12 protein-coding genes are annotated in these 14,170 nt (G+C 37.4%); 4 read left to right on the top strand and 8 right to left on the bottom strand.

The window, feature by feature from the left end; genetic code table 11:
* Window positions 1-49: 49 nt before the first annotated feature.
* Window positions 50-2,782 (bottom strand): TonB-dependent receptor, encoded by a 2,733-nt coding sequence (locus DHW03_RS00465; protein ID WP_109923813.1) that lies wholly within the window; start codon window positions 2,780-2,782, stop codon window positions 50-52.
* 317 nt (window positions 2,783-3,099) lie between these two features.
* Here DHW03_RS00465 and hscA point away from each other — a divergent pair, with 317 nt between their 5' ends.
* A complete protein-coding gene (gene hscA / locus DHW03_RS00460; protein ID WP_109923812.1) occupies window positions 3,100-4,956 on the top strand; it encodes a Fe-S protein assembly chaperone HscA in 1,857 nt (618 codons plus the stop codon).
* A gap of 198 nt (window positions 4,957-5,154) precedes the next feature.
* The gene (locus DHW03_RS00455; RefSeq protein WP_109923811.1) at window positions 5,155-6,186 is read left to right on the top strand and encodes an Atu2307/SP_0267 family LLM class monooxygenase; all 1,032 of its coding nucleotides are present in this window, start codon (window positions 5,155-5,157) and stop codon (window positions 6,184-6,186) included.
* A gap of 44 nt (window positions 6,187-6,230) precedes the next feature.
* Here DHW03_RS00455 and DHW03_RS00450 read toward each other — a convergent pair whose 3' ends face one another.
* Complete coding sequence (locus DHW03_RS00450) at window positions 6,231-6,671, bottom strand: DUF4395 domain-containing protein (RefSeq protein WP_109923810.1); 441 nt, start codon at window positions 6,669-6,671, stop codon at window positions 6,231-6,233.
* Window positions 6,672-6,776: 105 nt separating this feature from the next.
* Between DHW03_RS00450 and DHW03_RS00445 the strand changes: the two genes are divergently transcribed.
* Complete coding sequence (locus tag DHW03_RS00445; protein WP_109923809.1) at window positions 6,777-7,229, top strand: DUF1569 domain-containing protein; 453 nt, start codon at window positions 6,777-6,779, stop codon at window positions 7,227-7,229.
* A gap of 67 nt (window positions 7,230-7,296) precedes the next feature.
* Window positions 7,297-8,253: a zinc dependent phospholipase C family protein gene (locus DHW03_RS00440; RefSeq protein WP_109923808.1), complete on the top strand. Its 957-nt coding sequence runs from the start codon at window positions 7,297-7,299 to the stop codon at window positions 8,251-8,253.
* 2 nt (window positions 8,254-8,255) lie between these two features.
* Here DHW03_RS00440 and DHW03_RS00435 read toward each other — a convergent pair whose 3' ends face one another.
* The 6 genes from DHW03_RS00435 to gldF form a co-directional block, all read right to left on the bottom strand.
* The gene (locus DHW03_RS00435) at window positions 8,256-8,939 is read right to left on the bottom strand and encodes a DedA family protein (protein ID WP_109923807.1); all 684 of its coding nucleotides are present in this window, start codon (window positions 8,937-8,939) and stop codon (window positions 8,256-8,258) included.
* Between the two features lie 72 nt (window positions 8,940-9,011).
* The gene (locus DHW03_RS00430) at window positions 9,012-9,716 is read right to left on the bottom strand and encodes a DUF4397 domain-containing protein (protein ID WP_109923806.1); all 705 of its coding nucleotides are present in this window, start codon (window positions 9,714-9,716) and stop codon (window positions 9,012-9,014) included.
* A 59-nt stretch (window positions 9,717-9,775) separates the two neighbouring features.
* A complete protein-coding gene (locus DHW03_RS00425) occupies window positions 9,776-10,459 on the bottom strand; it encodes a DUF4397 domain-containing protein (protein ID WP_109923805.1) in 684 nt (227 codons plus the stop codon).
* Between the two features lie 82 nt (window positions 10,460-10,541).
* Complete coding sequence (gene dnaN, locus DHW03_RS00420) at window positions 10,542-11,666, bottom strand: DNA polymerase III subunit beta (protein ID WP_109923804.1); 1,125 nt, start codon at window positions 11,664-11,666, stop codon at window positions 10,542-10,544.
* Window positions 11,667-11,699: 33 nt separating this feature from the next.
* The gene (gene gldG / locus DHW03_RS00415) at window positions 11,700-13,385 is read right to left on the bottom strand and encodes a gliding motility-associated ABC transporter substrate-binding protein GldG (protein ID WP_317046783.1); all 1,686 of its coding nucleotides are present in this window, start codon (window positions 13,383-13,385) and stop codon (window positions 11,700-11,702) included.
* Window positions 13,382-14,107 carry a gliding motility-associated ABC transporter permease subunit GldF gene (gene gldF, locus DHW03_RS00410; RefSeq protein ID WP_109923803.1) on the bottom strand — a complete coding sequence of 242 codons (726 nt, stop codon included), beginning with the start codon at window positions 14,105-14,107 and terminating at the stop codon, window positions 13,382-13,384. The genes gldG and gldF overlap by 4 nt, the downstream gene beginning before the upstream one ends.
* Window positions 14,108-14,170: the final 63 nt, after the last annotated feature.

Raw genomic sequence — 14,170 nt, 5'->3', positions numbered from 1 at the left:
GGGAGACGCTGAAAAAATCAAGTCTCCCTTTTGGTTGTGCTTATTTCATCTAAAAGCTGAAAGCCAACTTTGTAAAAAGTTTACGCCCGTTAAAGCCCATTTGTACAGCATCCCATGCCCCACCGGTTTCACCGTCGTAAGCGGAAAGCTTAGCTCCCGGAACATATCCATAATCTGGATGGATGTTGAAAACATTATCTGCACCAAAGAATACAGTTAATCTTTTTGAAATTTTATAAGAACCGTAAATATCGGTAACCATTTTACCAGAGTAATTAAATTGTTCCAAAACGGTTGTTGTGGAGTTATCTAATTCAACCAATGGCGGGTAGGTATTTGCGTAGCCGTAACCCAAAATCGAAATCTTACCATAATACAAGAAATGCGTTCCAACCATCCAATTTCCAAAACCATAATCTAAGTTTAAGCCCAATTTAACAGGGGGTGCGGAAGCTTTGATGTACGCTTGTTCTCTATCGCTGAAGAATGATTGCTGATTTTCATAAGAACCATCTAAAGCACTTGGAATATTAATTTTATTAATATTTAAATGATTAAAATTTCCTGTAAACAATACCTTGATGCTTTTATTATCAAATCTTTTCGTGTAATCTACAACCAAGTCTAAACCATAGTTTGTGGTGGTTACCGCGTTTGCAAAAAATTGTGCCTGAGATACATTTAACTGATTCAGAATCGGATTTAGTGCTGGAATATTGTCATCAAATTGACCAGAAAGCACTACCCGATCTTTAATTTTTATGCGGTAACCATCTAAGGTTATGGTAACTTCTGGCGCTGGTTTCCAAGACAAACCTAAACTTGCATTAAGAGATCTCTCCTGTTTTAATTCTGGAATTCCGGCTGCCTTTGTAATCGGACTATAATTTGGCGCAATTTTAACTTCGAATACATTCCCCCCTTGTACATTGGTGAATGTGTTGCTAAAATTAATTTGCTGCAAAGATGGGGCACGGAAACCTGTGCTAATCGATCCACGTACATTAAAATTACTCGTTAACTTATATCGTGTAGCAAATTTGTAATTGCTTGTAAATCCAAAATCATTATAATTTTCTGCTCTAATCGCTACGCCTAATAACCACCTATCGGTAGCATCAAGTTCGGCATCTGCATAAGCCGCAACGTTTGATCTGCTCGCATTAACCTCATCACTAGGCTGATAGCCTGGAAAACCTTGTGCACCAGTCGCTTTATTTAAATCGTAATTGGCGTAAGAATCTTTTTCACCGGCATAAATTTTATAATTTTCGTATCGGTGCTCTAAACCAAAAGCCAAGTTTAATCCCGATGCAACATCAGGAATCGCCTTGCTTAAATTGAAGTTAACTGTGTTTTGTAGAAAAGAAAAACCACCATCATCAAAATGTGTTTTGCCCGCACCAAGCGAAGCATTAAAAGTTTGATCGCCATAAAAATGAAAATTGTTACGACCGAGTGTATTGCTTAAATCCCAATTCCAATCCTTGCCCCAAACACCCCTTACACCTGCTGCAAAAGATAAATCCTGAATTTTGGTTTGAATAATTGGATCATAATAAGTTTCTCCATCAATGGTAGATTGTAGTATCGGGTTACCTGCAACTCCATTAGGGAAACGCTCTGGTCTTTCTGACAGGTTTCGTGTGTAGGCATAAGCATCAGAAGCCTTAATGTTTCCGCCACCAAATGAGTAAATCACCGTTTTTGTGTTGGCAATTGGAAGTTCCATATTATACATTAAACCACCAGAAGTTACAGATCCATCACCTGTAGATCTTCTTACCGTATTAATCGGCAAACCATCTTTTGTACTTAAATCTGTGTTTAGGTTTTGTCTGAACGTTTTCCCATTGGCAAAGAAGTTGCCCGAAAAGTTAATGAAACCATTATTTTTCCCTAAAGCAAGGCCATAATTTGTGCCCAAAGAAAATGCGTTCCCATCAATCGCTCCACCATGGCGATACTGCCCAAGTTCTTTTGCATAATAAGTGTTATTTCTTGGGTCATAATAACCTGAATAGCCAGTATTTACGCTTAAAACACCCACATCTTTTTTTAGGATTAGGTTGATAACGCCTGCAATTGCGTCCGAACCATATTGAGCCGATGCACCATCGCGCAAAATCTCAACCCGATCTATGGATGATTCTGGGATTGCATTTAAATCGGTTCCCGAATTGCCTCGGCCTCTTGTTCCAAAAACCGCAACAAAAGCCGTTTGATGCCTACGTTTTCCATTTACCAATACCAATGTTTGATCAGGTCCTAAACCTCTCAGCGTGGCTAAATCAATCTGATCTGCACCATCCGACCCACTTTGCTTATTAAAATTAAAAGAAGGAGAAGCTGAATTTAAAATAGAAGTTAAATCCATCTTCGCGGTAGGTAAGTTAACCGAATTGATTTTAATTACATCAACTGGAACTGGTGTTAAAATAGACGAACGACCTTTACCACGCGTTCCAACCACCACAAAGTCTCCTAAATTTTGCGTGTTTTCAGCTAAGGTTATCGTCATCGGACTTGTTGTTACCGCCACTTCCGTTTTTTCGTAACCAATTGCACTAACGATTAAAATTGCTTTTTCCGCTACAGAGATTTTAAAATCTCCATTTTGATCTGAAAGTGTGGCTTTATTGCTATTTTTTTCTTTAATTGATGCAGCAATAATTGCCTCTCCATTGGAATTAGCAACTTTACCTTTTATGCTAATTTGAGCAAAAAGGGCTACTGGGCTAAGGAAAATACCCAATAAAATGTAGAGTAATCTTTTATTCATATATAATTTTGTAAGTTTAATAAGCAATATAAGTAAAATTTAGAGCTTAAAGTTGTACAAAAGGAAATTCCAGAGGTTTTCGAACCAGAAAAAAAGAGAAAAACGTTAAAAAAACTGTTTTCATTGATAAATTAAAAATTCAACTAAAAAATAAGTTAAAATTTTAATGTATTTTGAAAAAAGCCCATCATTTTTTAATTCTTTAACAAAAATTCAATTGTTATCCTTTTTAGCCTAAAAAAACATTTGTCTATCGATATTTTCTTGCTAACAAACGAATGACATAACCTTTACTAAAAAAGCATATTTTTGCTCCTATGGCAAAAATATCGATCAATCTGGCCACAGGTTCATTACAAAAAGAAGAAATTATTGTTGGGATAGATTTAGGGACTACTAATAGTCTGGTCGCTTTCATCAACCCAGAGAAAAACCCTCAAGTTATTAATGATGCCGGAAAAGGCATTTTGGTGCCTTCTGTGGTTTATTTTAATCAACAGAGTGATGCAATTGTTGGAAATGAGGCCAAAGAATTCTTGACCACAGATCCTGCAAATACCATTTTTTCCGTAAAACGATTATTAGGTCGATCGTACAAAGACGTTGCCGAGCATAAAGAAATTTTTTCATACAAAATAATTGATGACGATACTGACTCACTGGTGAAAATCCAAGCCGGGAATCGCTTTTACACACCAATCGAACTTTCTGCCGAAATTTTAAAAGAACTAAAAGCAAGAGCAGAACATGCGTTGAAAACACCTGTTAACCGGGCGGTGATTACGGTACCTGCTTATTTTAACGATAGTCAACGACAGGCAACACGAGATGCCGGAAAACTTGCGGGCTTAGATGTAATGCGCATTGTAAACGAGCCAACCGCAGCCAGTTTGGCCTATGGCATCGGCTTAGACCCTACGCAACAAAAAACCATTGCCGTTTACGATTTAGGAGGTGGAACTTTCGATGTATCGATACTTCAAATTCAAAATGGAATTTTCGAAGTTTTAGCTACAAATGGCAATACCTATTTGGGTGGAGATGATTTCGACCGTGCAATTCTTAATTATTGGATAGAAAAGAACAGCTTAAGCTTTACAATGGTGGCTGAAGATAATATTTTGATGCAAACCTTACGCCTGAAGGCAGAATCGGCAAAAAAAGCTTTATCGACGCAAAACTTGTTTAATGAACAAGTTGGAGAAATTTGGTGCACCATTGATAAACAAACCTTCGAACAACTCATTTCAGAAAAAGTACAGGAAACCATAACAGCCTGTAAAAATGCTTTAGTGGATGCTGGTTTAACCGTAAAAGATATTGATGAAGTGATACTTGTTGGCGGATCTACCCGCACGCCTTTTGTAAAACAAGCTGTAGAAAATTTCTTTGGTAAAATGCCTCAGGATAATATCAATCCCGATGAAGTGGTAGCGCTCGGTGCAGCCATCCAAGCCGATGTTTTGGCTGGAAATCGTTCTGATATTTTGCTGTTGGATGTTACCCCACTTTCTCTTGGCATTGAAACTATGGGCGGACTTATGGATGTGATTATTGCCAGAAATAGTAAAGTACCTACCAAAGCTGGCCGACAATATACCACCTCTCTTGATGGTCAGATTAACATGAAAATTTCTGTTTATCAAGGCGAACGTGATTTAGTGAAAGAGAACCGTAAACTTGCTGAATTTGATTTAAAAGGAATTCCGGCGATGCCAGCGGGCTTGCCAAAGGTAGATATTAACTTCCTACTAAATGCCGATGGCATTTTAACGGTTCAAGCCATAGAACTTCGTTCTGGCGTGAAACAAGAAATCGAAATCACCCCAAGCTATGGCTTGAGTGACGATACCGTTGAAAAAATGCTCATTGATAGCATCACTCATGCTAAAAGCGATGTAGAACAACGCATGCTAATCGAAGCACGCAGTGAAGGTGAACAATTACTGTACACCGCCGAACGTTTCATCGAAAAACATGCTGAACACCTAACCGAAGTAGAAATTTCGGAAACTAAGGTTCATATTGAAGGCTTAAAAACGGCACTAGCCGCTCAAGAAAAAGATACAATTTTGAAGAAAGCTGACGATCTGAATGAATTTACACGACCATTTGCTGAGCGTGTTATGGATGCAGCTATTTCTACCGCCATGAAAGGTAAGAAGATAGATTGATGCTATGTAGAGGACATGTAACTATGGCCAAATATGAAGGGTATTAGGGTGTGACCTTACAAAATATTGCTAAAGATTTCTCTTATTAATGGCTAACATAATCAACATTCATCAGTCGGATTTGCTCCGCCTTTTCTTACCATACATCAAAATTTCCTCAGCACTAAGCGATTAACTTTATCAAAAAAATTTAACACTATGGAATTAGGGATCGGCATGTTTGGAGATTTGCAAATCAGTGCAAATGGTGAAGTTCAACCTGCTCAACAAAGACTTCAAGAAATTATTGAAGAAATTAAGCTGATGGATGAAGTTGGCTTAGATTTTTATGGGATTGGCGAACATCATCGACCAGACTATGCAGTTTCTGCCCCAGAAATCATTCTAGCAGCCGCCTCAACTGTAACCAAAAACATCAAGTTAAGCAGCGCCGTTTCTGTATTAAGTTCGTCTGACCCGGTAAAATTATATCAAAGCTTTGCTACAATAGATTTGTTATCAAATGGACGAGCAGAACTGATTGCTGGGCGTGGAAGCTTTATTGAATCGTTCCCGCTTTTTGGCTTTAACCTCCAAGATTATGACGAGCTCTACGAAGAAAAGTTAGCCTTACTTTTGAAAATAAATAATAGCCCCAAAATTAGTTGGAAAGGTAAATTCAGACCAGAGCTTGTCAATCAAGAAATCCTGCCACGTGCAGTTAATAATCATTTAAAAATTTGGGTTGCAATTGGTGGAACACCAGAATCTGTAGAACGTGCTGGGCGACTTGGGCTCCCGGTAATGTTTGCCATCATCGGGGGGCAACCCCTGCAGTTTAAGCCACTCTTTGATTATTACAAGGATGTGTACCAAGCTTATGGGCATGATATGAATAAGTTTGAGGTGGGCGTGCATATGCATTCATTATTTGGCGAAAACAGCCAAGAAATTGCAGATTATTACTATCCATTGTATTCTGCACAAATGAACAGAGTTGGTCGCTCAAGAGGCTGGCCACCCTATCAGCTTAACCAATTTGAAGCTGGAAGAGGTAAAAATGGCGCCTTAATAATTGGTGATTCTAATGAATCCATCGACAAAATTCTAGCAATGGAGGATATGTTTGGGCTAACCCGTTTTTCTGCTCACATGGACGTTGGTGGCCCATCACATTCAGCCATGATGAAATCAATAGAAATATTTGGAACTCAAATTGCACCAAAAGTTAGAGCGGCTTTAAGCAGATAAATTATCATAAATGTCTCTGCGTCTTACAAAACATTGTCCAGCACCTAGCTATTATTTTTTTTAAGGATCTGTAAAATAGAATACACGTAACAGCCTAAACAAATCGCAAATACACTTTCCAGCAAGGCGAAAATGGTCAGCATCGAGGTGAGAATTAAGGAAACCGTATTCAGACTTAACATAAAGGTGGCTACAATGAGCAGACAAAAAACAAAGCCCATAGTTGCAGCAAACTTTTTGGGTGCTAAATCTGTCATTTTCGGCTTTAAATTTAAGGCCTTAGATACCTGTATTGCAACAAACTTCAATGGACTAAATTTCCCAGTGGTAAAAGCTCTAAGAGCGAAATCAAATGTGAGCAACACGATTGGAAAATAACTATCAAAAAAGATAGAAAAAATTGCAGTCAAGGCAACCATAAAAGCAATGATTCTTACAACATGCTCATTTACACGTTCGGCCGATACTGGGCAAGATATTTCCATAAAAATTAATTTAGCGTGAATTTAGAAAAACTCAAATAGTTATTGTCTAACAATTTTATAATTTTACATCCAAAAATCAATCAAACAAACTAAATCAAACTCAAGATGAAGAGAATTTTCCAACCTTCAGTAACCAACGAGGTTATTGAAAGAATTAACAAACTAAGCTCCACCACCCCTCCGCTTTGGGGAAAAATGAGTGTAGCTCAAATGCTGGCACATTGCAACGTTACCTACGAAATGGTTTATGATGATATTCATCCGAAGCCAAATGCATTGTTGAAGTTTATTCTAAAAAGCTTTGTTAAAAGCAAAGTTGTGGGCGAACAACCTTTTCCAAAAAATAGCAAAACTGCTCCGCAATTTATTATTACCGATGAAAAAGAATTTGAGAAAGAAAAAACGCGCTTAATTAATCACCTAACCCAAACACAACAATTGGGCGAAAGTTATTTTGATGGAAAAGAATCACATTCTTTTGGAAAACTGACTGCAAACGAATGGAACAATATGTTTTATAAGCATTTAGACCACCATTTAACCCAATTTGGCGTATAAAACGTATAGCACACGCTTTGGAACTGGGCATTGCTAGCCCTCATAAAATACTCAATACCAGCCCTCAATGAAACGATTAACGATATTAATGGCGTTAATCATCCCTTTATTTCTCTGCACTTCTTGGGGCTTCTTTGCCCATCAACACATCAATAAACTGGCAATTTTTACTTTGCCGAATGGCATGATTGGCTTTTATAAAAAGAACATCAAGTACATTACCGAACATGCCGTTGACCCAGATAAACGAAGATATGCAGATACACTTGAGGCACCACGGCACTACCTTGATGTAGAAAATTACGAAAAGGATATAGACAGTATCCCGGAGCGGTGGAATGATGCCCTGAATAAGTATTCGCAAAAGAAATTGAATGAGAATGGTATTGTGCCTTGGCAAATTCAAAGAACTTACTTCAATTTGGTAAAAGCTTTTAAAACAAGGGATTCCATCAAGATATTGAAGTATTCGGCAGATTTGGGACACTATATTGGCGATGCTCATGTTCCTTTGCACACCACAGCTAATCATAATGGGCAATTAACCAATCAGGTTGGCATCCATGCTTTTTGGGAAAGTCGCTTGCCAGAATTATTTCATACCAATTATAGTTTTTTGGTAGGCAAAGCGATTTATATCGAAAATCCGCTGAAAGAGGCTTGGAAAATACTCAAACACACCCATTCCTTAGTAGATACCGTACTAACTTTTGAGGCAAAGTTAAGTGGCTCATTCCCTTCAGATGAAAAGTATAGTTTTTCTGAACGGAACAATACTGTGCTTAAGCAATATTCCTTAGCATACTCCAAGGCCTACCATGATGCGCTTAATAAGATGGTTGAAAGGCAAATGCGTTCGGCAATTTTAGAAATTGGTTCTTACTGGTATTCTGCATGGGTTGATGCCGGACAGCCCACACTTAAAAACTTAATTAAAACTGATCTTCAACCAGATGAACAGGATGACGAAAGTGATTTAAATCAAAAACTAGAAAAAGGAAGGCTTATTGGCAGGGAAATTTAGGTTTATTTTGAATCCTCACCCTCTATCATCTCTTCAATCTTTTTGGGCTTCATTCTGCTTTTTATAGCTGCCCAAACCGCTGGCACAAAGGTAACAACGGCAATGAAGATGATTACCAATTCAAAATTGTTTTTGATAACTGGAATCTGACCCAACAAAAAGCCGCCCATCAACAAGGCAAAAATCCAAGTCACACCACCAATGATGTTGTAATAAGTAAAACGTCCGAATGGCATTTTAGCTATACCCGCCACAAATGGAGCGATAGTTCTGAAAATTGGAAGAAAACGACTTAGCATAATCGCTTTTCCACCGTGTTTCTCAAAAAATTCGTGCGATTGATGGTAGTATTTTAACTTCAAAATTTTATTATTCTCTTTAAAAACACCAGCGCCTAACACACTGCCCAGTTTGTAATTAACCGTATTACCTAAAATTGCAGCAACCATCAAGATAATTAGCATAAACCAAATATTTAAACCGGTTTCATGCTCACCAGCAATTAATGCACCCATCGCAAACAATAAAGAATCGCCGGGAAGAAATGGAGTAACCACAAAACCAGTCTCTGCAAAAATAATTAAGAATAAAATGAGGTAAGTCCAGGTTTGATATTCATTAACAATTTCTGCTAAATGAACGTCTATATGAAGAATAAAATCTAAAAGCTGTTGTAGTAATTCCAATGTGTATGATTTTGGGCAAAAATAGGAATATGAAAATGATTAATAGACTAATTGAAGATATTAATGTTAATTTTAATTATTAGCGATAAGTCGTTCCAGCAACTTGCCATCTCTATTACCATCAAGTACGATGGTAACCACCTTATTAACCGAAAAACTATTGGCTCTTAGAGTGTCAACCACATTAGCCGAATCGACTAAATTAACATAAATCTTATTTTTGCCACCAAACCTTACAGGGATATAATCTGTCATTTCACCATAATCTAAGGTTTTGTTGAAAGTATTTAAACTATCTCTAATCACCACTTTTGATCCCAAGGTGTACCCCAGGTTGATGATAAACAATCGTGTTCTGTTTGGATCTAGGCTTAAATCATCTTCGTGGATAAGTAACAGAGAATCAGCCGGATTACTTTTGTTCTTCGTATAAAAAACAGTGTAATTCTTGCCAATTTTCACCAGTTGACTTAAGGCTCCGTTTAATGTTGAGTTGGTATTAAAATCTTTGACAGCAAATTTATACGTCTGCCCATCGGGCAAAAAGGTGTTTACCGGAACCACTACGTAAGCCGAACTCGATCCATAAGACACACCTGCGCCATATTTTATACTATCTAAATAGAAATCTTTAGATAAGCCTGTACTCACATAATTAGCGAAAATAATTTTAGCATCCCCAGCAATGTTGCTGTTATTTTTGATACAGGAACTCAATAGTAACGATCCAAAGAAAACAAATAAGATTATGGGTAATAAAAATTTTGAATGCTTCATATAGAAATTGCTATACCATTAAAACGTAAAGATAGCAGAAGGATTTTAGTTTAGAATAATTAATTATCTACCACGATGTGATTTTCTAAAGTCGCGGCAGTAACTCCACTGAACCAAATGGTATAAATTTTACCCGCTTCCAAGAGGGTTCCATCAATGGTTTTAATACTTCCAGAACCTACAACGTTAAATCTCAAATTCATTCCAGCATCTACATTAAAATAATTCGACGCCTCTTTGTATTGTAAACCGTTAACAAACTGTGTTCCGCCTTGAACGGTTACATTAATACCCGTTGCAAAATTAGGCGTTAAATTAATGAGTTTAATTTTTGCTTTTCCTGTTTCTGTGTTGCTTAAATTATCCTCATAACTTACCACCTCCCGATTTCCGTTTCTATCGCTAACCAAAAATGTGGTGTATGTGATGGATGGGGTAAAGTTTATCAGCGCTTGCGTGGAAACGTTATTTGTTCCCTTAAATGAAACGTTTCTAGATCCAGAGCTGACTTTTAAATAATCGCTACTTTCTCCAAAAGACAGAGCCGCTGCTGTTACTTTCACACCATCAAAATAAACTTCCTGATTGAATTCAGTTTGAACAGCATTGATCATTTTAACTTTCGATGCTCCATTTACAACGACATCAGGATCATGCTTTTTGCACGAAACCAAAGTGAAAGAGCAGATGATCAATAAAAACAGCGTGTTGAAAGCGATTGAGAGATTAGTAAAGATTTTCATAGGAAGTTGTATTTGGCAGTTTACAAAAAAAGCTTGGTCAAAAACCAAGCCATTTCCTATGTTTTTAATGAAAATATACAGATTAATAACTGTTATTTAACATCACTGGCATTACCAACATTAACACATCTTCGTTTTCATCATTGGTTTGAGGGATTAAAAGCCCTGCTCTATTTGGAGTAGATAATTCTAGGGTCACTTCATCGCCACTCAAATTAGTCAGCATTTCTATCAAAAATCTTGCATTAAAGCCAATTTCAAGGTCTTCACCATCGTACTGACAGCTTAAACGCTCATGAGCTTCATTTGCAAAATCTAAATCTTCTGATGAAATATTCAATTCACTTCCGTTTATCTTTAATCGTACCTGATGGGTGGTTTTATTTGCGAAAATGACAACACGACGTAAGGTATTTAAAAACAATCCTCTATCGATAACCAACTTATTTGGATTGTTGGTTGGAATTACTGCCTCATAATCTGGATAGCGTTCGTCTATTAAACGGCACACCAAGTTGATGTTCTCAAATTTGAAGAAAGCGCTTGTTGCATTGTAATCTACTGAAACATTGATATCTGTTGATGGCAAAGCTGCTTTTAAAAGTGTTAATGCTTTTTTAGGCAGGATGAAAGATGTTGCCTTATCTGCTTTGCTATCCATACGGCGGTAACGCACCAATTTGTGTGCATCTGTTGCTACAAAAGTGATGTGCTGAGGGGATAACTGGCAGTAAACGCCTGTCATAGCAGGGCGTAGCTCATCGTTGCTTACTGCAAATATTGTTTTTGTAATGGCTTCGGTTAATACTGAAGCAGGTAGATTTACCGATGAGGCATTTTCTACCACTGGAATTTTAGGAAAATCGTCTCCATTTTCTCCACTCAATTTATATTTACCATCACCAGCACTAATTTCTATTGCAAATGTAGCATCATCAATATTAAAGGCAATTGGTTGATCTGGTAAAGTTTTTAAAGTATCTAATAAGATTTTGGATGGAACAGCTACTTTACCCTCTTCTTTTGATTCTACAGCCAAGGAGGTGGTCATGCTGGTTTGTAAATCGGTAGCAGAAATAGTTAAGTTACCTTCTTTAATCTCGAATAAAAAGTTTTCAAGTATAGGCAAAACTGTGCTGCTGCTAGATGCACCATTAACAGTTTGTAGGTGTTTTAATAAAGTTGATGTGGATACAATAAATCTCATGATATCAATTAGTCTTCTTCAAAAATAGAAAAATTATTTAGCGTACTTGTACTTGCGGTAATAATGTTGAAAAATTGCGAAGAATATTAACAATAGCATAGGCGCTACAATATTTACGAATTGCCATTTTGTTTTCTCGATCTTCAACTTTGCCTTATCCAGCAATCTTATTTTAACTTCCTTATTGCGCAGGTCGATGAGGTTATCTTCATCGGTAAAGTAATCTACAATGTTCAATAATAGCGCTTTATTTCCATAAGTGCGTTGTGTAAAACGGTCGAACCCTAAAGGAAAGGGCGAACCATCTTTTTCGGCAATTTGGTTTTTAAATAAATCTCCATCGCCAATAACAATCATTTTTGTGGGTTTGCTGCTTGAAGCCAGTGTAAAAGGCTCCTTTATTCCAGCAGGCAACGGTCGCCCTTGAAATACAGATGGGAAACTTCCCTCTAGCATCAATCCAACATTTTGTGGCGGATTTTGAAAGGTTTTTGGATCGGGTTCTTCAGCAACCATTTGTAAGGTAAACAGTTTTGGTACATTAAATACTTTATTGAAGGCTGAAGTGGTTAAGATGTAAGATTTTTTTACATTTTTAACTCCAATGGTATCAACCGTGCTTGGGAATTCTGATTTTATGTCATCCAGTTTTTTTACCACGCTGTGTACAGTATCTGGCAATAAAATTGGATAATAAAGCCATGGCACCAATTGCATCTGGCTTTGGCCAGCCACACGGCCTGTTGAGACTGGAATATCAACACAATTTCGATCGGCGATTACATTGTAATTTATACGGGCGCCATACATAAAGAGCATGTCATCCAAATTTAAATTATTGTTGGATACCATTTGCCCATTTCTACCCTTTAGGCTATCCAACTCTGCATGCACTTGATCGATCGTCCATACCACTCGCCCACCATTCATAACAAAGTAGTTAATTTTATACTTTTCGGTTTCAGTGAAAGGTTTTTTGGGTTTGGCTATAATGAGCAGTTTAATCTTATCTAAACCATCCTTCTCTATGGTATTCAAATCCACGCGACCAACTTCGTAACTGCTAGAAAGGATAAATCGAGCATCATAAAGCTGTAAATCAGATAATTCCCCATTCGATTCTGTAAAACCAATCCTCGGATTTTCGCCACTGATAATTTTTTTCAAGCTGGAGGTAAATGTATATTCGAGGTTTTCGATAGACCGATTAAAATTGTCTTCGTAACCTGCTCCAGCCTCTAAATTTTGAAATAACTTTATAGGAAGTTGTTTGCCACCACTTTCCATCATGGCCATTGGAAACACCAATTTTTGCGTTAAGCCTGATTCGGTTTTCACGCTGATGTTTGTGGCTTCAATACCTTGCTGATACAGATTATTAATGACGGTGTCTTGATCGGCCTGATTTAAGCCTGCAATTGGATCAACGAAAACCACTTTGATTTCAGCTTTTGAATAGGCCCTATAATCAGCCAGCAAATCTTTAACCGCAGCTTGTAAACGTTTAAATGCAGGTGGTAATTGTCCGTCTAAAAATACCGTTATGATAATTGGTTTGTCGTTCCTTTGCAGGATGGTTTTCGTTTTATCGCTTAAAGAAAAACGCTTATCTGCTGTAAAATCAAAACGGTGGTAAAAAAATTGTCCGGCTAAATTCAAAGCGATTAACACGGCCAAAACCAATGTCAAATTAATCCATTTGGGCTGCTTTTTCATCATTTCTTCCCCCCCATGATTAACCTGGTACACCATAAAAAAACAGCAGAGAAGGTGATGAAATACAAGAGGTCTCTGGTATCTAACACGCCTCTGCTTATCGAAATGTAATGTTCGTTAATTCCGAAGGCAACAACTAAAGTTTCTATTTTTTGAAGCGCAATTAACTGACTTGTAAAATCGAAGCCTAAAAATGCAAAGGCACATAAGCCTGCTGAAACGACGAAGGCAATTACCTGATTTTTGGTGAGTGCAGACGCAAATATTCCTATAGATGTAAAGGCCGAACCTAAAAGAAATAGCCCTAAGTATGAGCCAATTACCGCTCCAGAATCGACATTCCCCTCTGGAAAACCCAATTTAGAAATGGAGTACCAATAAACCAGTGTTGGCATAAGCGCAAATAACACTAAAACCAAACTTGCTAAATACTTAGCTGCGATGATTTGCCAAAGCGTTATGGGCTTGGTTACCAATAATTCGTAGGTACCCTCTCTCCTTTCTTCAGCAAATGAACGCATGGTAATGGCCGGAATCAGAAACATAAAAAGATAAGGCACTAAGCTAAAAAAACCACTCAATTCTGCGTAGCCATACTCAAGCAGTGAGGTATCTGGAAAAAACCAAAGCAATAGGCTCGAAACCAATAAAAATATCCCAATGGTGATGTAAGCAACCATCGAACTTAAGAAACTAAATAATTCGCGTTTAAAAACTGCGTACATATGCTATTAAAACTCCGAAGTTAAATAAATATTCCATCAAACATCGTCAAAATCTAAGTTCGG

It is taken from the genome of Pedobacter yonginensis (assembly GCF_003173595.1).
GTDB lineage: Bacteria > Bacteroidota > Bacteroidia > Sphingobacteriales > Sphingobacteriaceae > Pedobacter > Pedobacter yonginense.
Note: the sequence above shows the minus strand (reverse complement) of the source record. Positions and strands in the feature narration are given on the sequence as shown.

Bases quoted from the DNA above. Each gene is read 5' to 3' on its own strand.
- DHW03_RS00465 (WP_109923813.1), bottom strand. From the start codon at position 2,782: ATGAATAAAAGATTACTCTACATTTTATTGGGTATTTTCCTTAGCCCA.
- hscA (WP_109923812.1), top strand. From the start codon at position 3,100: ATGGCAAAAATATCGATCAATCTGGCCACAGGTTCATTACAAAAAGAA.
- DHW03_RS00455 (WP_109923811.1), top strand. From the start codon at position 5,155: ATGGAATTAGGGATCGGCATGTTTGGAGATTTGCAAATCAGTGCAAAT.
- DHW03_RS00450 (WP_109923810.1), bottom strand. From the start codon at position 6,671: ATGGAAATATCTTGCCCAGTATCGGCCGAACGTGTAAATGAGCATGTT.
- DHW03_RS00445 (WP_109923809.1), top strand. From the start codon at position 6,777: ATGAAGAGAATTTTCCAACCTTCAGTAACCAACGAGGTTATTGAAAGA.
- DHW03_RS00440 (WP_109923808.1), top strand. From the start codon at position 7,297: ATGAAACGATTAACGATATTAATGGCGTTAATCATCCCTTTATTTCTC.
- DHW03_RS00430 (WP_109923806.1), bottom strand. From the start codon at position 9,716: ATGAAGCATTCAAAATTTTTATTACCCATAATCTTATTTGTTTTCTTT.
- DHW03_RS00425 (WP_109923805.1), bottom strand. From the start codon at position 10,459: ATGAAAATCTTTACTAATCTCTCAATCGCTTTCAACACGCTGTTTTTA.
- dnaN (WP_109923804.1), bottom strand. From the start codon at position 11,666: ATGAGATTTATTGTATCCACATCAACTTTATTAAAACACCTACAAACT.
- gldG (WP_317046783.1), bottom strand. From the start codon at position 13,385: ATGATGAAAAAGCAGCCCAAATGGATTAATTTGACATTGGTTTTGGCC.
- gldF (WP_109923803.1), bottom strand. From the start codon at position 14,107: ATGTACGCAGTTTTTAAACGCGAATTATTTAGTTTCTTAAGTTCGATG.